Source organism: Cellulophaga baltica 18, assembly GCF_000468615.2.
Lineage (GTDB): Bacteria > Bacteroidota > Bacteroidia > Flavobacteriales > Flavobacteriaceae > Cellulophaga > Cellulophaga baltica.
In genome coordinates this window covers 1,828,352-1,850,312 of record NZ_CP009976.1, presented here as the reverse complement: position 1 = coordinate 1,850,312, position 21,961 = coordinate 1,828,352, and the positions used below count along the sequence as shown (strand labels likewise).

Sequence of the window (21,961 nt, the reverse complement as noted above, 5' to 3'; positions counted from 1 at the left end):
GAAAAACAAAAATCTCTCTAATTTTTGCTTCATTTAAAATAGACCCCAATATTACTCAAAATATTGATTATTAAGTCGATAAAAGAGGTGAAATACCTCTTTTATCGGTATAAAAAATAACTCAAAAGAGTTTAAACAATTTCAGCAGATTTAGCTTCAGCACTTGAATCTATTTTCTTCACTAAACCTTGCAAAACTTTTCCTGGTCCTACTTCAATAAACTGAGTAGCACCACCTTTAATCATATTCTGAACACTTTGCGTCCATTTTACAGGAGCCGTTAATTGAGAAATAAGATTTTGCTTAATTTCTTCTGGATCCATAATTGCGGTTGTGCTTACATTCTGGTAAATAGGGCAGGAAGGTGTATTGAAAACAGTATTTTCAATTGCCGCTGCCAACTCTTCTCTAGCAGGTTCCATTAAGGGAGAATGAAAAGCACCACCTACCGGTAACATAAGCGCTCTACGAGCACCAGCTTCTTTCATCTTCTCACAAGCAATAGTAACCGCTTCTACTTCTCCAGAAATAACCAATTGCCCTGGGCAGTTATAGTTTGCAGCCACAACAACACCAGGTACTTCTGCGCATATTTTTTCTACGACGTCATCTGCCAATGCTAAAACTGCAGCCATAGTACTCGGCTGTAATTCGCAAGCTTTTTGCATAGCTAAAGCTCTTTGAGAAACCAATTTAAGTCCGTCTTCAAAATTTAACGTTCCATTTGCTACCAAAGCAGAAAACTCTCCTAATGAATGCCCAGCAACCATATCTGGTTTAAAAGCATCCCCCATCACCTTACTCAATATAACAGAATGAAGAAAAATAGCTGGTTGCGTTACTTTTGTTTCCTTTAAGGCTTCTGGAGTACCTTCAAACATAATATCTGTAATACTAAAGCCTAAAATTTCATTTGCTTTTTCAAAAAGTTCCTGAGCAACAGGATAATTTTCATAAAGGTCTAAACCCATTCCTACAAATTGTGCTCCTTGCCCCGGAAAAATATATGCATTCATCGTTTTAATTCTTTTAATTATGCCGCAAAAATAGTGATAATATTTATTTTGAATCGAAACAGGCTACTCTTTAAACCAACCGGAGTACATCACATAACTTTCTGCTATCCGATCTATTTCGCCAGAACTTAGTTCTGGACTTATATCTTTTATTTTTTTTGCCGGCATTCCCGCAAATATAGTACCACTAGGTACATGAGTTCCTTTAGTTACTACTGCTCCCGCTGCAATAATACTATTACTCTCAACGATACAATCGTCCATAACAATACTCCCCATACCTACCAGTACATTATCATGTATAGTACACCCGTGAACAATAGCATTATGCCCGATAGATACATTATTCCCAATAGTGGTTGGTGACTTTTTATAGGTAGCATGTATTACGGCACCATCTTGAATATTTACTTTGTTGCCCATTTTTATATAATGCACATCTCCTCTAAGTACGGCACTATACCATACACTACATTGATTCCCCATAGAAACTTCTCCTACAATAACTGCATTCTCTGCTATAAAGCAGTCTTCGCCTATTTTAGGGGTATTTCCGTTTATTGTTTTTATAATCATCCTATTTATCTTTTATCCATTTTAATATAAATGCCTATTCAAAATAAGCCAGCAAATCTTTCTTCTTAGAAGCCGAAACCAAAAGTTCTTTGCCATTGGATAGAATAACGCTCCCCCCTTTTCCTTTTACATATTTAACCACCTCATTCACATTTACTACATATGATTTATGAACTCTTGCAAAAGAAAAGTCTGCTAAGGCATCTTCAAAATACTTGAGCGTTTTACTAACCACTATCCGCTTGTCATTAATATAAATCTCGGTATAGTTATCATCTGCTTTACAGTACATAATATCTGCCACATTTAATACCTGAAAACCATCTTGTTGGGGAATAGTTATTTTACCTTCTACCGTACTTAATTTAGGCTTTAAAATTCTGTCTTCCAAAGCATTTTCCTTCTGCCTAATTTCTTTCACATAATCTACGGCCTTAATTAATTCATCTATACTAATAGGTTTCATTAAATAGTAAGCCGCATGATTGTTTAAAGCATCCATGGCGTAATTATTATAAGCCGTAACAAAAACAGTCTCAAAGGTTCTTTCGGGCACTTGTTCTAATAAATCAAAAGCATTCCCAAAGGGCATTTCTACATCCAAAAAAACCAAATCTAATTCATTATCATGAATTAAAGCTAAGCCTTCTTTAATTGTAGCAGCCTCACCAACAAGTGTAACATCTGGACAATATTTAGCTAAATAGTTCCGCAAAATCTCTCTACTATTCGCTTCATCTTCTACGAGAATTGCTTTCAATTTCATATGAATTATTTTATAAGATTGATTTTATTACTGGTCTTTCTTTAATAAAAAAGAGACCTTTGTTCCTGTGCCATCCTCCTTATAATCAGTGATAAACACATCTACTTTATCCTTGTACATATCATTAAGAATATCAATTCTTTTTTTGATATTCCCCATGCCTTTAGATTTTTGCTTTTTCTGATTACTTGTTTTTAATTCGGCTGACCTTTTTCTTCCTATTCCATTGTCTGAAATAGTTATCTCAATACTATTTTTGGTTTTATTCTTAACATCAACCATTAAAAAACCCTTTTCGTCTTTATACCTAAGTCCATGCCAAATAGCATTTTCAATATAAGGCTGCAATAGCATAGGAGGAATCTGATAGGAAGCTACATCTATATCCTTATCTATTTTTATTTCATAATCAAACTTATCGGAGAAGCGAGAATGCTCTAATTTGGTATAGAGTTCTAAGAGTTCTATTTCTTTAGTTAATGGGATAAAATCTTCTTCTGAATTTTCTAAAACAGCACGCATTAACGTAGAAAACTCGCTTAGATAGCGATTTGCACTTCTTTCATCGCTCTTAGCAATGTAATTATTTACGGAATTTAGCGCATTGAAGATAAAATGAGGATTCATCTGTGAACGCAATGATTTTAAGGCTAGTAAATTATTAGCCAATTTCTGTTGTTTGTTGCTTCTATAAAAGAAGTACGTAGTTAGCCCCAATAGTAACATCCCAAAAACTAAAGAATATATCAGCCACTTTTGTCGCTCCACCAATTGCTCACTCGTCAATACCAAATCATACTTACTTTGGTACAATTCTCTTTCTTTTTCTAACCCTGAAATTCTATTCTGCTTTGTAGCTATCTCTCTATTTAATCGCGTAGCTCTAGAAATTTCTTGTTCCTTTCTAACATAGAGAGTATCTACAATACTTACATATTCTTGATAGGTTTCTAATGCCTTATCAAAGTCTCCTTGATATTTATAGACCTCTGACAGCTTTCTTGTCGCATCTTTTTGCACGACCAAATCATCATCTACACCCGCTTCAACAATACTTTCTTGCAGGTAAGGTATTGCCTGGTCATACTTCTGTTGCGATAATAAAGCGTTTCCAATTTTATATTTAATACGTTGTGAAGAAATAGAGTCGGACCCTGTGTTAACTCCTGAGGTTTTTGCTACTCGTTTTTGCGGAGCACTGATATCTTTTAAATCTTCTAAACTTTTTTTACGAAGACTAACCTCTTTATCATATTCGTTTCTTTTATTATAAAAGTCGGCCACTTTTTCCTTTTCCTGTACGGCTCTTTGTGGCGCTTCATTTTTAGACAGCTCTAAGGAATTATCATAATACTCCTCTGCTTCTTCTAATTGATTATCTGCGGCATAAGCATCGGCTATTTTAGAATTTAAATCTGTTATCTTAGGAGTAATTGATTTAGTTTTAGCCAAATTAAGTCCTAATGTATAATTTTCAATAGCTTTATCGGTAGCCCCTAACCCTTTATTTACATCACCCAAACCTTCATAAACTTGCGCTTTTTGAAAACTAGATAAGGTGCCTTTATTTGCTAAGGCTGAAAATAAGGATTGTGCATTTTTATACTCTTTATTAGCTAGATAACTTTGAGCCAACAAAAGCTCTGTTTTAATAGACTCGTGAGCTAAAATCGACTCTTTAAAGCTATTAATAGCTAAATCATACTGCTTGTGGTATTGGTAAATTTCACCTAAGGTTGTATACGATTTTGAAAGCAAGGTCTTATCTCCATTTTTTCCTATTTGCACGATAGCTTTAGTTACAAAATCGATACTTTTTTCAATATCTGTTTTCTTATACGAATTTGCACTGTCTAATAATTGCTGAATAGAGGTTGTATTTCTACTTTTTGAAGCGGCGGAAGATGTTTTGCTCTCTGGAATGTAATCTCTAACACGGACGTCTACATCTTCTGAACTCTTAACTACATGTGTAACGGTTTCAAAAGAAGCGCTTTCAAACATTAACTCATCTCCGATAATAGCTTTGATTTTAAATTCTCCTAAACCATTTGTTACCGTATAGCTACCGCTACTGGTGGTTACGGTTACCCCTGATATAGGTTCCCTATTATCCTCTCCTTTTACAGAACCTTTTATTTCAAAACTAGAACCCCTGTTTTGCGCTTGTAAAAAAGCGGCAAAGCAGCAGAAGAAAATTAAAAAAAATAGATTTTGCCTTTTATACATCATTACTTAACTAGAGGATAAACTTAGTTGTTTTTCATGGCATTAAAAAATGCTGAAATTATTGATTCCTATAAAATAAGCATGGAATAGCAGGCTTTACAAAGTGAAGCAACAACTTCCCTCACCCAAATAGCTACTTCCCTCAGTATTCATTTTATTTAAAAAAGTTTGCCGCTAGTTTTACACTAAGACAGAAACAATTTAAACATACAATAACATGAAAAATATTACAAGAATTATTGGATTAAGTTTTATGGCTCTTGCCGCCACAACGGTATATGGCTGCGAACTAAAAGTAAAAAAAGATCCCACAACACCGGTTATTGCACAAGCGCATACTACAGTAGCACACAAGCACATTAATAATACCGTTAAAATTGCATTATTATTAGACACTAGTAATAGTATGGACGGATTAATCGATCAGGCGAAATCACAGCTTTGGGATATCGTTAATAAATTTGCCTATGTAAAAGCACGCTGCGGAAATGATACAAATCATGATTATATACGGCCTAATTTAGAAATTGCCTTGTACCAATATGGCAATGACAATTTATCTTCGAGCGAAGGATACATCCAACAAGTACTAGGATTCAGTGGTGATCTTGATGAAATATCAGAAAAACTATTCTCTCTGAATACCAATGGTGGTGAAGAATATTGCGGACAAGTAATTCAAACATCCTTAAACCAATTGGATTGGGGTAAAAATGCAGATAATTTAAAAATGATTTTCATTGCTGGGAATGAGCCTTTTACCCAAGGAAAATTAAACTACAAAGATGCGGTTACTAATGCTACCGAAAAAGATGTGGTTATCAATACTATTTTTTGTGGCAACTACCAACAAGGAGTTTCTAGCCAATGGAAAAATGGCGCTACCCTAACAGGTGGTGATTACATGGCTATAGATCATAACAAACATATTGTACATATTGACACCCCTTATGATGCTAAAATTGTAAGCTTAAATACAAAATTAAATGCTACGTATATTGCTTACGGTAGTTTGGGGCAAGCTAAATTAGAAAAGCAGTACACCCAAGATAGCAATGCCATGGAAGTTGAAGAAGCTGTTGCGGTAAAAAGAGCGGTTAGCAAAAGTTCTAGACTGTATAACAACGCAACTTGGGATTTAGTGGATGCTGCAGACGATAAAGAATTTGATGCTTCAAAATTAAAGAAAGAGCAACTACCTGCTGCTTTAAAAAATAAATCTGATAAAGAAATCGTGAAATACATCAGTATAAAAAAGGAAGAACGGACTGCTATTCAATCTGAAATTAGAGAACTGAATAAAAAACGTGAGCAGTTTATCACAAAAAATCAAACTGACGGAAATCAAGGAGAATTAGAAAATGCGATGCTATCTGCTATAAAAAAGCAGGCTGAAAGAAAGAATTACAAATGGGATGAGTAATTCATAACCGTACAAAATGCAAAAAAACCTGTGGCTTTCGCTACAGGTTTTTTTATATGTTTTTTATTTTATTAGTAATTAGCGGCTGGACATTTACAATCATATCTTTTCTCTGATTGCAAGAAATCATATCCTAGAGTAATTTGATGAAAACCACCATTATCAAAACGGATATCTCCCATTTGATATGAATAATTATAAGATACCATGAAATTTTTATAATTAACCCCAACTATTGGCGTAATTAACTGCAAACGTTGTTCTCCAAAATCGGTTCCCGTAGTATACTGCGCTCCATCAAAACTTCTGCGGTAAGAAATACCACCCCAAACTTTTCCAAAGTCTACATCCTTATACACTTTCGCATTAAAATCCATTGATTTTTCTTGCGTAAAATCTGTCATTTGAAACATTAACGAAGGCTCTAACTGCCACTCTCCACGGCCAAAAACATACCCAACAGAAAATAAGTATCTTCTTAAATTATCAATTTCTGGCACCGCAGGGTTATCATCTCTATCTTTATAATATAGATTACGCTTGCTACTTAATACATTTAAAATAGAGGCATGTGCATAAAACTCTAGGTAATTGTAAGACATTCCTAAATCTGTATTAAAATAGGTTGCACTTATCCTAGAACCAACCACTGCCGGATCTGGTATTACTGATCTAAACTCTGTTTCATCTAAACTACTTTGTAAAACTGTACCACTTAAGCCAAAAGAAAGCTGGTTTAAATTACGTGCATCGCCACCAAATCTTAAATGGTGCGCATAGGTAAATTTTACACCTGTTTGTGAATGATATCCATTAGCATCATTAAAAATTATAGCACCAACACCGCTTTTCTCACTTACTCTAAAATGAGCATTCAAGGTTTGTAAATTTGGTGCATCGTCTACATCAAACCACTGCTTTCTAGCGGTAAGTCTAATTTTACCACCTTCACCAATACCTGCCATAGCAGGATGAACTAAGTAATAGTTATCAGATAAGTAATCAAAATAAACTGGGATACCTTCTTGTGCTTTGGTCGGAGCTACAAACAATACTAAGAGTAGCGCTATTAAGTAAAACTTTTTCATTTATAGGTTTAAAGAGTAGTGTGTTCTAATTTTCCAAATATAAAGTATAACGTCTTAAATACAACATTATTATATATAGCTATAGTGCCAATAACTTTGTATTTTTGCTGTAAAAATAAAATCAAGATGAAAGAGTTTACGATAACTATTGTAGAAACTAATAATCCAGCCATACTTAAGTTCGATACGAACCACTTTATTACTAAAAGCAACAATTACGAATATAAAGATATTGATGAGGCTAAAAATTCTCCTTTAGCACAACAATTATTTTATTTACCCTTTGTGAAAACCGTATATATCTCTGCAAATTTCATTGCTTTAGAACGTTTCAGCATTGTAGAATGGAGTGATGTTCAAGACGAAGTTGCACAACAACTAGTAGAGTACTTAAACAGTGGAGAGCCTATAGTTTTTGAAGATAAAAACCCTAAAAAAGTACCCGCTACAGTTTACGCTGAAAGCACACCCAATCCTGCGGTAATGAAATTTGTTTCTAACAAAACTATTGTACCGACAGCTTTTGAGTTTAAAAATATTGACGAGGCAAAAGACTCTGATTTAGCGAAAAAACTATTTCACCTTCCCTTTGTAAAAGAAGTTTTCTTTGATGAAAATTATGTATCTGTTACTAAATATGAAGTGGCAGATTGGAATGAGGTTACTTTTGACATCAGAGAATTAATCAGAAATTTCATAGGAGACGGTCTTGAAGTAGTCTCTGCAGAAAGTGTGGTTAAGAAAAAGGCTGAAGCTCCAAAAACTCAGCTCCAAGATGCTAATGTTGACGATACTTCAAAAAAAATAATTGACATTTTAGAAGAGTATGTAAAGCCGGCTGTTGCTAGTGATGGTGGTAATATTATGTTTAAGTCCTACGATAAAGAGAGTAAGACGGTAAATGTAATTTTACAAGGTGCTTGTAGCGGTTGTCCTTCTTCTACTTTTACCCTTAAAAATGGAATTGAAAACATGCTAAAGGAAATGATGACAGATCACGTGGAGCACGTTGTTGCTATAAATGGCTAAGATTTTCTTTTACAGTAAATAATTTTCCTACAAAATTACCATAATCGATTTGAAATTTCTTACTTTTAAGGAAACACAAAAAACAAATAATCATTATGGCAATTTTAAAAGTAATTGAAGTTTTAGCAAATTCTGAGAAAAGTTGGGAAGATGCAACTAAAAAAGCAGTAGCTCAGGCATCAAAAAGTGTGAAAAATATTCGTTCTGTATATGTTAACGAGCAAAGTGCTTCTGTTGAAGACGGGGAAGTAAAAGATTTTAGAGTGAATGTAAAAATTACCTTTGAAATAAAATAGTTCCATTTCAAAAAAAGTATGAAAAGCGCATTTTATGCGCTTTTTTTATGCCCTAAAATTACAATAACCGTATAAATGACGCTAATAAGACAACTTTTGCCGTAATCCGACGGTTTGATAGGATTTTAATTTCTTATGAAGTTACTTTGCCCTGAAAGAGAAAGTACAACATACTAAAACAATAACATGGAAAAACTTACAGATTATCAAGAACATATAGATAATGCCATTAATTGGATTTGGGCAGCACTACCCAATCTAATTCTTGCCATCTTAATCTTTATAATCGGATTATGGCTCATTAAAGTGATTAATAAGATGGTCCGCAAATTCTTTGTTAAGCATGACTATGATCCTTCTTTAGAAAGCTTCTTACAAAGTCTTATTAGTATAGGATTAAAAATAACCTTATTCGTACTTGTTATTACACAGCTAGGCGTGCAATCTTCTTCGCTGGTTGCCATAATTGGTGCTGCAGGTCTTGCTATTGGCTTAGCTTTGCAGGGTTCTCTAGCAAACTTTGCAGGTGGCGTATTAATCCTAATATTTAAACCCTTTAAGGTTGGTGATTTTATTGCTGCTCAAGGGGTAGATGGTACCGTTAAAGAAATTTCTATATTCACTACAAAATTAAGCACCTTTGGAAATCAAATTGTAATTGTTCCTAATGGGCAACTCTCAAATAATAACATTACTAATTATAACGCACAAGATACGCGTAGGGATAAAATATCTATCGGTATTGGATATAGCTCTGATTTAAAAAAGGCTAAAGATGTACTTTTAAAAATTTGTGCTGATAATGAAACTATTTTTAAAGACCCAGCGCCTGTAGTTTATGTAGATGAATTGGCAGATAGTTCTGTAAATCTTACGCTGCGTTTTTGGGCTAATAATGCTGATTTCTGGGAAGCACATTTCTTTGTGATGGAACAAACCAAACTTAGATTTGACGAGGAAGGTATTGAAATTCCTTTCCCACAAGTGGTACAATACAACAAGTAAATCTAGGCTTTCTTTTTAAGAAGAATAAAGTCTTTTAAATAATAAGGTTCAAAGTAAGCAACATTTTCAAGGTTGTTTTCTTTGAACTTTTTATAGGATAGCATAGCCATTTCTTTTGCTGATGGTACCACTGTAGTATCAAAACTAAAATTAGGGTGGGTCAATGTCTCCTTACATTTCTGAGCACCGTTCCCTAATATGAGCACTTTACCTTTTGCTGCATACTCCTGAAATGAATTTTCATCAATAATTTCAGCTTTCGTTTCTCTAATCTCCTCCATATCTTGATTAAAAACACTGGAGTAGACTTCCATGCGGCGCGCATCTAAAACTGGAATAACAAAATTTACTTCAGCATCGTTAGCTTGGCTAGCCATACTTTCTAAAGTTGGAATAGCTATTAATGGAATGTCTAATGCAAAACACAAGCCTTTAGCAGCAGAAACACCAATACGAAGACCTGTATACGATCCTGGACCTTTACTGACTGCCACAGCATCTATATCAGCCATTTGTAAAGAAGCCATTTGCAATGTTTCTTCTATAAATACATGCAATTGCTCTGCATGAGAATATGCCGCGCTATCAAATTCTTTAATTGCCAACAAATTTCCATTTTCAGCTATGCTTACAGAACAGTTTGTAGTCGCTGTTTCTAAATTTAAAAGTAGTGCCATAATAGCTGCAAAGATACACGCATGAATGAAATTTAAAAACAAAAAAAAGACCCATAATTTAATATGGATCTTTTATATCATTTTGAATTGAGAATTAATCTAAGGTAATAGGCATCCCAAAATAAAATTCTAATACTTTAAGTCTAAAAATGTAATCATATTTTGTACGTATCAATTGCGCTTCTGCATCATCTACTCTAGATTGTGCTTGACTATAATCAAACGAGTTCATTAAACCAACATCAAAACGTTCCTTAGAATATTCAAAGGCCAAGCGTCTTGCTTCCACCGTTTTTTCTGCAGCTTCATAGGCTTTAGCAAAACTTTTAACATCTACGTACGCTTGATTAATTGTGGTTTCTAGCGCTAATTTATCTTGCTCTAACTGATTCTTTGCTCTATCAATGCTAATTTTTGATCGTTTGATATTATTCTTTACTGTAAAGCCATTAAAAATTGGAATGCTTAATTGCGCTCCATAAGAAATACCATCATTGATCCATAACTGGTCTCTAAAACTATCTCTGAAAAACTGACCCGTACCGGCATCAAACTGCTGTTGGCTAGAATATCTAGTATTGTAATTAAAGAAAGCACCCAAAGTAGGCAACAAAGCTCCTTTACTTATTTTTAAATCTTTTTCTGCTATATCTACATTCATCTCTGATAATTTAATATCATTTCTGAAGGTCAGCGCCTTGTCATATATGGTCTTTGGAGAATTAGTCAATACTTCTGATGGCGGAATTTCAAAAGATTCATCGACAATATCAAAATTCTCATATGCTGTAATTTGCAGCAACTGTGCTAAATTAATTTTAGAGATTATGATTGAATTTTCTGCATTTACTATTTGTTGCTCTTGTGTAGCTGCTGTGGCTTCAACCTCTAATAAATCTCCACGCGCCACCACGCCAGCATCTACCAACTCCTTCGTACGCTTTAAATCTTGCTGCGTCACGGCATACTGCGCATTAAATACACGTAAAGATTCTTTGTTAGACAATACTTGTAAATAAGCATTGGCAACATTTAAACGAATATCATCTTTTAGATTATCTAAGCGGTATTGGCTCGAAATAGCATTCAACTTAGCTCTATTATAGCGGTGCAAATTTCTGAGTCCGTCAAACAAGGTTACGTTAGAAGAGAAACCTCCAGTAGCTGTAAAAATAGTCGTGGTTACCGCTTGGTTTGTTGTAGGGTCAAAAGAAAGACCTGTATTCCCTGAAACAGAACTTGATGCATTTAAGTTAGGTAAAAAATCACCTAGTGCATCCGATTTTTCAAGTTGCACATTTTGTAAGTCCAACTCAAACTGTTCAATAGTTAAGTTATTCTCTACAGCATATTCCACGCATTCTTGAAGTGTCCATTTCTTAGATTGCGCACTGGCTATTCCTACGGAACATAAGAACACTGTTAGTATTATTTTGAATTTCATGTGATTGTGTTTTTTGATTGCTTAATTAGATTGATGAAGCATTAGTCTTCTTTTTCGTCTTTAACCGTTTTATTCCAAACTTTGATTTTATCCTCTTTTGTAATTCCTGATAATATCTCTACAAAAATTCCGTCAGACACGCCAATCTCCACATCTCTCTTTTCAAATTCATCTTCTCCTTTTAGCACCTCTACATAGGGCTTTTCCGTTTTTGTATCGAACTGTAGCAATGCTTCTTTAACCGCCAAAACACTATCTTTTTGTTCTAAAACAATTGCCGCATTTGCGCTATATCCTGCGCGAATAAGAAAATCGTCTTTCATATCAATATCACCTTCAATTTTAAATTGTACAGCTCCTTGATCTTCGGTTCCTTTTGGAGCTATAAATTTTAATTTAGCTTTTAGTTCTTGATCTTGAACTGCACCCATCGTAATATTTAAAGGCATTCCTATTTTTAACTTTCCTACTTCAGCTTCGTCCACCTTTCCTTCAAAAATCATTTTACTCAAATCTGCAATAGTGGCAATCGTTGTACCATCATTAAAGTTGTTACTCTGAATTACTTGATCTCCTTCTTTCACAGGAATCTCTAAAATAGTTCCTGAAACTGTAGCTCTAATATTTGTATTGGCCGTTGAAGAACCCCCAGCAGAACCTTTTCTTATAATTTGATAATCTGCTTGCGCATTTCCTAATTCCTGCTTTGCTTGATTATACTGCAGTTGTAAGCTATTGAAGTCTTGACTAGAAATTACTCCCTTATCAAAAAGAATTTTGTTACGGTCATACTCAATCTTAGTATTGTTTAAAGCTAGTTGTGCATTTTTTACTCTACCCCCTGCTTGGTTCATAGACTGCTCATTAGGCACTACTTTAATTTTAGCAATTAAATCTCCTGCCTTAACTTTCACCCCTTCCTCCAAATAAATTTCTTCTATAATTCCTGAGATTTGAGGCTTTATTTCAATCTCATCTTCGGGAATAACCTTACCGGTAGCCACGACCTTATTAATGATATTCTCTTTTGTAGCCGTCTCTGTTTTATAAAGTTCTAAAGGCTTACTATTAGATTTCATAACCCAAGTAACAGCAGCCAGAAGTGCCAACACAAAAATTGCGATCAGGGTGTATTTTAAAAATTTATTCATGTTTCTTAGTTATTTAGTTGTTTGTTAGTCTTCTCTTAATGCTTCAATTGGTTTAATTCTTACTGCCCTTCTCGCTGGAATAAGCCCTATGAGTATACTCAACAAGGTCATTAATGTAAAGGATACTAATATCTGTGTCAGACTTACGGTTGGATTCACAAAAGGAACATCTGTATTAGATGCTGTTTGCACATTCAGAATGTATAAAAACCCTACCGCAATAATAAAACCTACAGCTCCAGCGACGACCGTTAATACTATAGATTCTAATATTATCTGACGTTTAATTACTTTAGGAGTTGCTCCTAGAGCCCTTCTAACTCCTATTTCTTTTGTACGTTCTTTTACTGTAATCAATAAAATGTTAGATACCGCGATAACTCCTGCTAACATGGTAAAAATACCCACAAAAAAAGCAAAGCCTTGTAAGACCATAGTAAAAGCAGATATTGCTGTAAATATTTGAGAAAAATCAAAAGAACCTATCGCTCTATTATCATCCGGATGTATATCATACTTTACCTTTAGCAGTTCTTTTATTTTAGCTTCTGCTTGTGCCACAGGATATTCTGGCTTAATCAATATTGCCATCCAACCTACTCTCTCTCCAGAATTAAAAGAACGTTGAAAGGTAGTAAACGGAATGATTACCGAATTTTCGCCGTCAAAATCAAAATCGCCGCTCTTCTCATACACCCCAATTACCGTAAAGTATATATTATTAATACTAATATCTTTCCCAATAGCGCTGATGCCTTTATCAAAAAGTAATTCATAAGTTTCTAGGCCAATGACACATACTTTCTTTCCATTATTAACATCATTTAAATTAATAAACCTGCCCTCTACAATTTTCTTCTTATTAACCAAATCTATAGTTGAAAAATCTCCAAAAACTCTAGATCCGCTTGTTCTTCCTTCTCGCTTTACCACTACAGCTTGCTGAAACCCACCCAATTCTATTCTCGGAGAAATAACATCTACTTCCTCTACTCTTTTAGAAAGCATGGTTATGTCATCCATTTCATATTCTACAGGCCTGCCTCTTTCAAAACCTTTATATGGCATAGAAGTTTCTTGTCCCCATACAAAAAGACTGTTAGATGCTTTTCCTGCAAATATCCGATCAAAACCATTAATCATCCCTGTAGCAGATCCTAAAAGTAAGATCAAAATAATTATAGCGAATATCACACCCAAGGTTGTTAGTACCGTGCGCAACATATTTTTAGTTAGTGTACTAAAAACTTCACTCCATAAATCTCTATCAAACAACCACATATTAATCAGAATTTAGTGCTACAATAGGTCTTACCTTAGAAGCTTTTCGCGCAGGAACCCAACCCGCAACTACTCCTGAAATTATTAATACTAATGTTGCTATTACCACGGTAGAAACATCTACAGACGGATTAGAAAATGCTGGAGTATCTATAAGCGGTGCTACTATTGCTAATATTCCCATAGCAAATAATAACCCTACAAATCCAGATATGGTGGTGATGACAATAGACTCATACAATACTAAACTTAAAATCTGATTAGGTCTAGCCCCAAGTGCTTTACGAATTCCTATTTCTTTAGTACGCTCTTTGATAATAAAGACGAGTATATTTCCAATCCCAACTATCCCAGCTATTAAGATTAAAAATCCTACGCCAATACTCATCATAGACAAAAGACCTGTAAAACTATTTACATCTGAAAAGCCTTGTGCACGATTACGTACTCCAATGGCCGATTGATCATCTGGACTAACCTTATACTTCCGTTTAAAAAGTACTTCCAGTTGGTCTGAAAATGTTAATGCCTGCGCTAAACTAAATTGAGGATTATATGTAAGTGCAATAGAACTAATATCGTCCGTATTGCCATAAATACGCTGTAAAGTAGTATAAGGTGCATATATGTTTCTTTCAGACCTATCATCATCATCATCCGAAAAAACACCTACCACATTATAGGTAATACCATTTATTTCTAAAAACTGACCGATAGGGTTTTCTTCATCAAAAAGATCTTTTGCAACAAGCCTGCCCACCACCATTACTTTAGACTTACTTCTTACATCTGCTGTATTTAATTGTCTTCCTTTATCAATATCTACAATTTCTATATGCTGATATTCTTCATTGACGCCTATAACACTATAAGAACCTGTTTCTCTTTTATAGCGTGCGGTAACTTGTTTATTAAATATCGGAGAAATATGCTCATATGAATCAGCGAAATTCCCTCTAATATAAGCGATATCGTTGTTGGTGAATTGAATTCTTCTGCCCGCTTCAAAACCTCCATAAGGTTCGGTTGTAGCCCTGGCATACATATTAATTGAATTTGCCGCATCATTACCAAACTGACCTGTGAATCCGTTTTTCATTCCATTCACAGATGCTAGTAATAATACTAAAATAAAAATACCCCAAGCCACAGAGAAACCCGTTAAGAAGGTTCTTAACTTGTTGTTTTTGATGCTATGAAATATTTCTTGCCAATTGTCTCTATTAAACATATTGCGATGCTCTTACTTGCTCAATTTTTTTATCCTCTACAATAACTCCATCTTTTAAATGCACGATACGCTTACACATATCTGCAATGTCTGGTTCATGAGTTACAATAAGAATGGTATTTCCTGCATCATTAATTTTCTGAATCAAATCCATGACCTCATAAGAGGTTTTACTATCTAATGCTCCCGTAGGCTCATCTGCTAATAATACTTTTGGTTCTGCCGCCATGGCTCTCGCAATTGCCACACGTTGTTTTTGACCCCCAGAAAGCTCACTAGGTAAATGCGTAGCCCATTCTTTTAAGCCTACACGCTCTAAATATTTCAACGCTTTTTCATGACGTTCTTTTCTCCCTACTTTTTGATAGTACAAAGGCAAAGCCACATTCTCTGCTGCAGTCTTGTAATTAATAAGATTAAAAGATTGAAATATAAACCCTAGAAACTTATTACGGTATTGTGCCGCTTTCGTTTCGTTTAAGTTTTTAATAGGAACACCATCTAACGTATAAGAACCTTCATCTAGCTCATCTAACATTCCTAAAATATTTAATAAGGTAGATTTTCCAGAACCTGAAGAACCCATAATTGCAACGAGCTCTCCTTCTTCTACTGAAAAATTTATTCCTTTTAATACATGCAAGGAATTGCTTCCCATCTTATATGATTTGTGAAGATTTTTAATTTCAATCATGCTCGTTTTGTTAGTTGTTTGGTGTTTACTCCGCTAGTTAGACTTCGTCTGTTTCCTATTGTTACAATTTGAACTCTAAAAATTATGTTAAAATAAATTCAGCTTTTTTAAATATTTCTTTCCATACTAATTATCCCCAATTAGTTGTCTTCTTCCTCTTTCTCTATCTGATTCCATACTTTTATCTTATCAGATAAACTAAGACCAGATTTAACTTCTACGTTAATACCATCACTAATACCCAACTCAATATCTTTACGATTAAAGACTTGATCTCCAGAACTAATTTCTACGAAAGGTTTTTTAGTTTTAGCATCATATTGCACCAAAGCTTCTTTAATAGAAAGCACGCTATCTACTTTTGCCAAGATAATAGAAGCATTAGCACTTAGACCCGCACGTATGAATACTGAATCTTGTTTTTTTAAGGTTCCTTTAATTTCAAATTGAATGGCTCCGTTTTCTGCTTTTCCTTTGGGTGCAATATAATCTAGCACGGCAGGGAAAATAGTATTCTCTATAGCTCCTACTGTAATCTCTAGTGGCAAATTCTCTTTTACTTTACCCACTTCAGATTCATCTATTTTACCTTCAAAAATCATTTTATCTACATCTGCAATAGCTGCGATAGTAGTTCCTTCATTAAAGTTATTACTTTCTATTACTTGATTTCCAACTTCTACGGGAACCTCTAACACCATACCACTAACTGTTGCTCTAATAAGCGTATTGGCAGCACTACCAAAACCTTTAGTCGTACCCGTTTTTGCAATATCATATCTTTTATTTGCTGCACCATAAGATTGTCTTGCTTGATCAAAAGAAACCTGGGCGCGTTCTAAATCTACTTTAGAAATAACTCCTTTTTCAAATAGTGTTTTTTGGCGTTCTAAATTTCTTTTTTGATCATCTAATCCTATTCTAGCGCCATCTATGGAGTTACGTGCATCATTTAATGCATTTAAGTTAGGTACAATTTTAATTTTGGCTAACAAATCTCCAGATTTTACATAGTCTCCGCCTTCTACATAAATCTCTTCAATCACCCCCGAAATATTTGGTTTTATAAGCACTTCCTCCAAAGGTAAAATACTCCCTGTAGCTACCGTTTTTTTTATGATAGTTTGTGTAGTCGGAGTTTCTGTTTCATAGGTTACAGGATTTTCTGCATTTTTTTGATATAAATAATACATAGCGCCCCCGAAGCAAATGACTATTAAAACTAAAATAATAATGGTTACTCGTTTTTTCATGTGTTCGTTTTTTGATTGATGATTTAAGTATTCTATTCGGCTCTAAGAGCATCTATTGGTTTTACTTTAATAGCACTTTGAGCAGGAATAAAACCTGCTAATAATCCTGAAATAATTAATATGATTAATGCGATGAGTACCACTCCTAAACTTACACTAGGATTTACAAACATATCTACGGGCCCTACCGCATCTAGCAATGAATTAATTCCGAAAATAAATAAGGCTCCAAAAATAATTCCTGCCATACCTGAAATGATAGTTAAGAAAATTGATTCTAAGAGAATTTGAACTTTTATAGACCAAGGGTCCTCACCTAGTGCACGGCGAATTCCTATTTCTTTGGTACGTTCTTTCACTACAATGAGCATAATATTACTCACTCCAATAATTCCAGAAATCAGTACCAAAATCCCCACAAAATAAGCGATTAAACGCATGGCAACAAACAAGCTCTCGACCCTATTGTATTGTTCATACAAATCAAAATTCCCAATAGCTCTGTTATCTTCTGGATGTATTTTCCTATTTACTTTCATTAAGGTGATAATCCGTTCTTTTAAACTTGTAATTGAAGAACCATCTTTTGCCGTGATCGCCATCCACCCAACATCATTGCCTTTATTGAATGCCTGAGAGAATGAGGTAAACGGAACAAATATTTCTTTTTGCCCTTCTTCGCCATCCCCTTCATTACTCTTTTTCTTATAAGTACCTACTACCATAAAATTAACCCCCTGAACCTTAATAAAAGAACCAAGTACTGATTCTCCCTTATCAAATAAAGAAGATTTTACGCCCTGCCCAATGATCGCAATTTTACGCTTCTCAACAATATCAGAATGGTTTATAAATCTACCCGAAGTGATGGTCATGGGATCTTGCTTAATTATTTCAGGGTAATCACCATATACATTAAAGGCTCCCACTTTAATACCACGAGTTACATTGTTTTCTCCTTGATAGCCATCCAATCTATTTCTTGCCGAAACAAATCTGAGCTCTTTAATATTTTCCTTCAATGAAGTTACATCTGACACTTTAAAATCGAAACGCCTTCCTTTTGGCAAGCCCTCATACTCTTTTGAAGTTGCCTGAGACCACATGAACATGGTATTGGTCGCAATGTCTCCAAAATCGCTCTTGATTCCGTTTTCTAAGCCTTTTCCGGCCGCCAAAAGAATAATCAAAATAAGAATACCCCAAAAAACACCAAACGCCGTAAGGATAGTCCTGAACATATTACTTGTCAGTACCTCTATAATTTCTTTCCAACGATCTTTATTAAACATATAGTTTTTATTTATTCGTCCCGTAAGGCATCAATCGTATGAATACTTGCTGCTCTCCATGCCGGGAAAAACCCTGCGATAGCACCTGCAACCACTAATAAAAAAACCGTAGACATAGCTACATTAAAATCTACTGAAGGATTCACAATATAATCGACTTCTATATTAGGTCCAATAAGCTCCAAGAGACCCATACTAAAAATGAGACCCGTAAAACCAGATATTGCTGTGACAAAAACAGACTCATGTAAAATCATCCCAATAATAGACCAAGGTTTTGCTCCTAGTGCTTTTCGGATGCCTATTTCTTTGGTACGCTCTTTCACCACGATTAGCATAATATTGCTTACTCCAACTACTCCTGCAATTATAGTACAGAGGCCTACAAACCAAAAGAATAATTTTATGTTACCAGTTAGTGCATAAAATCTTTTTGCATTCTCCATTTGGTTATTAATACCAATACCTCCCTCATCATCTGGAGCAATGCTATGTGCTTGCCTTAAATAAGTGTCAATTTTAGTCTTTAGTGTTATGGATTGTTGTACTGCTTCGTCAAAATTAGCTGCCGGTGGTGAGGAGAAGACTAGATTGTCTAATTTATCTGCACCATTAAATACCTTCTGCGCCGTTGTGATAGGAATAAAAATACGATTCTCCTCGCGCTCTCCTGCCTTATCCTTATACACGCCAATAATTTTAAAAGGTATGTTAGATATTTTAATATACTCCCCTACCGGATTATCAACATCTGTAAAAGCTTCTCTTTGAATCTTATCGCTAATAACAGCGACTTTTTCTACTTGAGACTCGTCTTTAATAGTTATAAAACGCCCCTCCAACATATCTTGGTTCTCTAAGAATTGAGCTCCATTTGTGGTACCCATGACGCGATAAATTAAAGCATCATCTTTGTAGGTCGTCGTAATATTTTGTGGAAGGTAGAAGGCAGATTTTTGATCTAATGTAAGATCCATCTTATCTACAATAGTGGTGTAATCTTCGTCTCTGAATTGAATTTGACGGCCTGGATTAAGGCCTTTATGTGCCTTTTGTGTTGTTTCTGTCCAAATCCAAATACTCGTAGCAGAATCACTTTCAAATTCTTTAGCAATTCCGTTTTGCATTCCTTGACCAAAACCCAATAAAATAACAAGAATAAAAATACCAGAGGCTACAGAAAGACCTGTGAGAAATGTACGCAACTTGTTTTTACGAATAGTGTCAAATATCTCTTGCCATCTTTCTAGATCAAACATGTAGTTGTTTTGGTTGGTATGAGACTGCTTTAAAAAACAAGTTCTCAATACAATAGACTACTACAAAGCCACATTTGTTACAGGATAAATACTAAAAAAATGTTAAAATTAAGATTTTGATGATTTCATCTTTCGATAAACAAAGTAAAATAAGACGCCTACTAAAATATATGGGATTGCCATAAGATACACAATACCATCATTTATACCTTTAGCTGTGGTCATCCCTTCCTCACTTTCTAAGACCGCGCGACACATAGCACATTGTGCATCGGCCAGATTAGGCAACAACAATAAAAACAATAATACGAATACAAGCTTTTTATAGTTCATAAGTACTAGGTATTAATAGGCATAGTAAGGAGCTATCATTAAGTATACCACCACTCCCGTAATAGCTACATAGAGCCAAATAGGAAATGTAATTTTAGCAAACTTTCTATGAGCTTCAAATTGTTGTAAATACGCTTTTGAAAACGTGATGAGTACTAAAGGTATAATTACCACCGAAAGAATAATATGGGTAATTAGTATAAATAAGTACACATATTTAATAAGACCTTCTCCTCCAAAACTAGTAGAATCTGAAGTCATATGATAGGCCACGTACATTACTAAAAAGGCCAATGACAAACCAATACAAGTGACCATAATTTGCTGATGCAGTTTTTTATTTCCATTTTTAATAGCCACTACGGCTACTATTAACAAAATTGCTGTTAGCCCATTAACCGATGCATAAATTGGAGGTAAGAAACTTAATGGCGCTACATTAGGTAATTTAACACCAAACAAAATAACGACTACCAAAGGAATAACAATAGATACAATCGTTATCAACCTATTAAACTTCTTTTCTTTTTGCTCAAGCTCGTTCATCATTTCTCCTCTAGTAATTTTTGTATATCTTCTTTTAGAATCCCAATTTGCTCTTCCTCCCCATGATCATTTACACCAGCCTCTTCAGAGATAGCTCCCCTATAATAGATAATAGGATTTCCAAATTCATCTGCTCTAGATCTCAAATAGCCATTTTTATCTACTAAAGCAAACAAGCCTGCATGTTCAAAACCACCTGGAGCATTTGGCACTTCGGATGCAAAAATATTAAATCCCGAATTTGCAAGGTCATAAATACCTTCCGGATCACCAGTCATCAAGTTCCAGTTTAAATTAGTAATCCCGTATTTTTCGGCATACTCTTTTAAGACGGTAGGTGTATCATAAGTTGGATTTATAGTAAATGATGCTACCCCAAAATCTTCAAAATCTTTAAATTTGTCCTGTATTTGAACCAAGTTTTGATTCATGATAGGACAAATTGAAGGGCAAGTAGTAAAGAAAAACTCTACCAGGTACACTTTACCTTTGTAATCATTATTAGTAATTAAAAGGCTATCTTGATTTATAAAAGCAAATTCTGGAACTTTTCTTTTCTCCTTATTTACAATAATGTATGCTAAATCCCCATTATTGGTATCAATGCTCATTCGGTCACTTTCTACAACCGTACCTTTATTTATTCTTTCTATAATTCTAGGAATAAAAATAATTCCAAAAATTAATATGATGAAAGAAACCCAAACGTATGTATATTTATTTTTATCCATCAGATTTCTCAATTTTATTGTTCTTCTTAAGCGCTCTTCTATACTCTGCTAATAAAATACGGACATCATCTATCATCTTGTTAGTTAACTCTGCCACAGAGGTTGCATCAAAGCCGTATATAGTTTCATGCTCTTCATCTTGGTTACGACCACGAAGCGCAGAATCTTTATCTATAATAAACACATAAGGAGTACTATAATTTTTATCTAGCTTTAAATCTGTTTTAAGACTACTGAATATGGATTGTATTTGATTAGGATCTCCAAATACAAATTTCCATTTATCAATTTCTACTAATTCTGATAATTCCTTTTTCAGAGTTTCTACGTTTGTCTCAGTCCCCTTTGGCATCATCATTACAAACTGAAAATCATCGAACTTATGAAAATCCTTATATATTTTCTGATTTAAGTTTAATGCATTTCCTTTTTTGAAATCTACATTATTTCCTAAAAAGCCCAGAATAGTGATCTTATCTTTAAAGGTGACAGCAGGATCTACAGCACTTACATCTGAGATGTTTTCTGTGATAATTGGGAGCTGACCAAAGTTATGAATACCAGATGCAAAAAAGAGATAAGCAACTATAGGAAGTACAAAAAGAACGATAAGTACAAAGGCTTTTTTCATAACGTAGAAT

22 protein-coding genes are annotated in these 21,961 nt (G+C 34.5%); 4 read left to right on the top strand and 18 right to left on the bottom strand.

Going from position 1 to position 21,961, the window contains the following annotated elements:
* Positions 1 to 131: 131 nt before the first annotated feature.
* From fabD to M666_RS07840, 4 genes are all read right to left on the bottom strand, one after another.
* Positions 132 to 1,016, bottom strand: coding sequence for an ACP S-malonyltransferase (fabD, locus tag M666_RS07855; RefSeq protein WP_029447122.1), 885 nt, complete (start codon positions 1,014 to 1,016; stop codon positions 132 to 134).
* A gap of 63 nt (positions 1,017 to 1,079) precedes the next feature.
* Entirely contained in the window at positions 1,080 to 1,592 is a 513-nt protein-coding gene (locus M666_RS07850; protein ID WP_024481824.1) for a gamma carbonic anhydrase family protein, read from the bottom strand.
* A gap of 34 nt (positions 1,593 to 1,626) precedes the next feature.
* A complete protein-coding gene (locus M666_RS07845; RefSeq protein WP_024481825.1) occupies positions 1,627 to 2,358 on the bottom strand; it encodes a LytR/AlgR family response regulator transcription factor in 732 nt (243 codons plus the stop codon).
* Between the two features lie 27 nt (positions 2,359 to 2,385).
* Entirely contained in the window at positions 2,386 to 4,587 is a 2,202-nt protein-coding gene (locus tag M666_RS07840) for a histidine kinase (RefSeq protein ID WP_029447123.1), read from the bottom strand.
* Positions 4,588 to 4,804: 217 nt separating this feature from the next.
* Here M666_RS07840 and M666_RS07835 point away from each other — a divergent pair, with 217 nt between their 5' ends.
* Entirely contained in the window at positions 4,805 to 6,010 is a 1,206-nt protein-coding gene (locus M666_RS07835; RefSeq protein ID WP_029447124.1) for a VWA domain-containing protein, read from the top strand.
* A gap of 71 nt (positions 6,011 to 6,081) precedes the next feature.
* Here M666_RS07835 and M666_RS07830 read toward each other — a convergent pair whose 3' ends face one another.
* Positions 6,082 to 7,098: a PorP/SprF family type IX secretion system membrane protein gene (locus M666_RS07830; protein ID WP_029447125.1), complete on the bottom strand. Its 1,017-nt coding sequence runs from the start codon at positions 7,096 to 7,098 to the stop codon at positions 6,082 to 6,084.
* Positions 7,099 to 7,224: 126 nt separating this feature from the next.
* Here M666_RS07830 and M666_RS07825 point away from each other — a divergent pair, with 126 nt between their 5' ends.
* The 3 genes from M666_RS07825 (at position 7,225) to M666_RS07815 (ending at position 9,428) form a co-directional block, all read left to right on the top strand.
* Positions 7,225 to 8,127, top strand: a complete 903-nt coding sequence (locus tag M666_RS07825) for a NifU family protein (RefSeq protein ID WP_029447126.1) — start codon at positions 7,225 to 7,227, stop codon at positions 8,125 to 8,127.
* 95 nt (positions 8,128 to 8,222) lie between these two features.
* Positions 8,223 to 8,423 carry a dodecin family protein gene (locus M666_RS07820; protein ID WP_024481830.1) on the top strand — a complete coding sequence of 67 codons (201 nt, stop codon included), beginning with the start codon at positions 8,223 to 8,225 and terminating at the stop codon, positions 8,421 to 8,423.
* 186 nt (positions 8,424 to 8,609) lie between these two features.
* Complete coding sequence (locus M666_RS07815) at positions 8,610 to 9,428, top strand: mechanosensitive ion channel family protein (protein ID WP_024481831.1); 819 nt, start codon at positions 8,610 to 8,612, stop codon at positions 9,426 to 9,428.
* Between the two features lie 2 nt (positions 9,429 to 9,430).
* Here M666_RS07815 and tsaB read toward each other — a convergent pair whose 3' ends face one another.
* The 13 genes from tsaB to M666_RS07750 form a co-directional block, all read right to left on the bottom strand.
* A complete protein-coding gene (gene tsaB / locus M666_RS07810) occupies positions 9,431 to 10,105 on the bottom strand; it encodes a tRNA (adenosine(37)-N6)-threonylcarbamoyltransferase complex dimerization subunit type 1 TsaB (protein WP_029447127.1) in 675 nt (224 codons plus the stop codon).
* A 94-nt stretch (positions 10,106 to 10,199) separates the two neighbouring features.
* A complete protein-coding gene (locus M666_RS07805; RefSeq protein WP_024481833.1) occupies positions 10,200 to 11,549 on the bottom strand; it encodes a TolC family protein in 1,350 nt (449 codons plus the stop codon).
* Between the two features lie 41 nt (positions 11,550 to 11,590).
* Positions 11,591 to 12,700, bottom strand: coding sequence for an efflux RND transporter periplasmic adaptor subunit (locus tag M666_RS07800; protein ID WP_024481834.1), 1,110 nt, complete (start codon positions 12,698 to 12,700; stop codon positions 11,591 to 11,593).
* A gap of 24 nt (positions 12,701 to 12,724) precedes the next feature.
* Positions 12,725 to 13,981, bottom strand: a complete 1,257-nt coding sequence (locus tag M666_RS07795) for an ABC transporter permease (RefSeq protein ID WP_029447128.1) — start codon at positions 13,979 to 13,981, stop codon at positions 12,725 to 12,727.
* Position 13,982: 1 nt separating this feature from the next.
* A complete protein-coding gene (locus M666_RS07790; protein ID WP_025615924.1) occupies positions 13,983 to 15,212 on the bottom strand; it encodes an ABC transporter permease in 1,230 nt (409 codons plus the stop codon).
* The gene (locus tag M666_RS07785; RefSeq protein ID WP_013550863.1) at positions 15,205 to 15,906 is read right to left on the bottom strand and encodes an ABC transporter ATP-binding protein; all 702 of its coding nucleotides are present in this window, start codon (positions 15,904 to 15,906) and stop codon (positions 15,205 to 15,207) included. The genes M666_RS07790 and M666_RS07785 overlap by 8 nt, the downstream gene beginning before the upstream one ends.
* A gap of 140 nt (positions 15,907 to 16,046) precedes the next feature.
* Positions 16,047 to 17,159, bottom strand: a complete 1,113-nt coding sequence (locus M666_RS07780; RefSeq protein WP_029447129.1) for an efflux RND transporter periplasmic adaptor subunit — start codon at positions 17,157 to 17,159, stop codon at positions 16,047 to 16,049.
* A gap of 32 nt (positions 17,160 to 17,191) precedes the next feature.
* Positions 17,192 to 18,451, bottom strand: coding sequence for an ABC transporter permease (locus tag M666_RS07775; protein WP_029447130.1), 1,260 nt, complete (start codon positions 18,449 to 18,451; stop codon positions 17,192 to 17,194).
* An 11-nt stretch (positions 18,452 to 18,462) separates the two neighbouring features.
* Positions 18,463 to 19,710 (bottom strand): ABC transporter permease, encoded by a 1,248-nt coding sequence (locus tag M666_RS07770; RefSeq protein WP_024481838.1) that lies wholly within the window; start codon positions 19,708 to 19,710, stop codon positions 18,463 to 18,465.
* Positions 19,711 to 19,818: 108 nt separating this feature from the next.
* Complete coding sequence (locus M666_RS07765) at positions 19,819 to 20,043, bottom strand: CAMCR motif-containing small membrane protein (RefSeq protein ID WP_024481839.1); 225 nt, start codon at positions 20,041 to 20,043, stop codon at positions 19,819 to 19,821.
* A 12-nt stretch (positions 20,044 to 20,055) separates the two neighbouring features.
* Positions 20,056 to 20,592 (bottom strand): DUF420 domain-containing protein, encoded by a 537-nt coding sequence (locus M666_RS07760; protein WP_081688282.1) that lies wholly within the window; start codon positions 20,590 to 20,592, stop codon positions 20,056 to 20,058.
* Positions 20,589 to 21,320 (bottom strand): SCO family protein, encoded by a 732-nt coding sequence (locus M666_RS07755; RefSeq protein WP_029447131.1) that lies wholly within the window; start codon positions 21,318 to 21,320, stop codon positions 20,589 to 20,591. Before M666_RS07755 ends, M666_RS07760 begins: the two co-directional genes overlap by 4 nt.
* Complete coding sequence (locus tag M666_RS07750) at positions 21,313 to 21,951, bottom strand: hypothetical protein (protein WP_024481842.1); 639 nt, start codon at positions 21,949 to 21,951, stop codon at positions 21,313 to 21,315. Before M666_RS07750 ends, M666_RS07755 begins: the two co-directional genes overlap by 8 nt.
* Between the last annotated feature and the right edge of the window lie 10 nt (positions 21,952 to 21,961).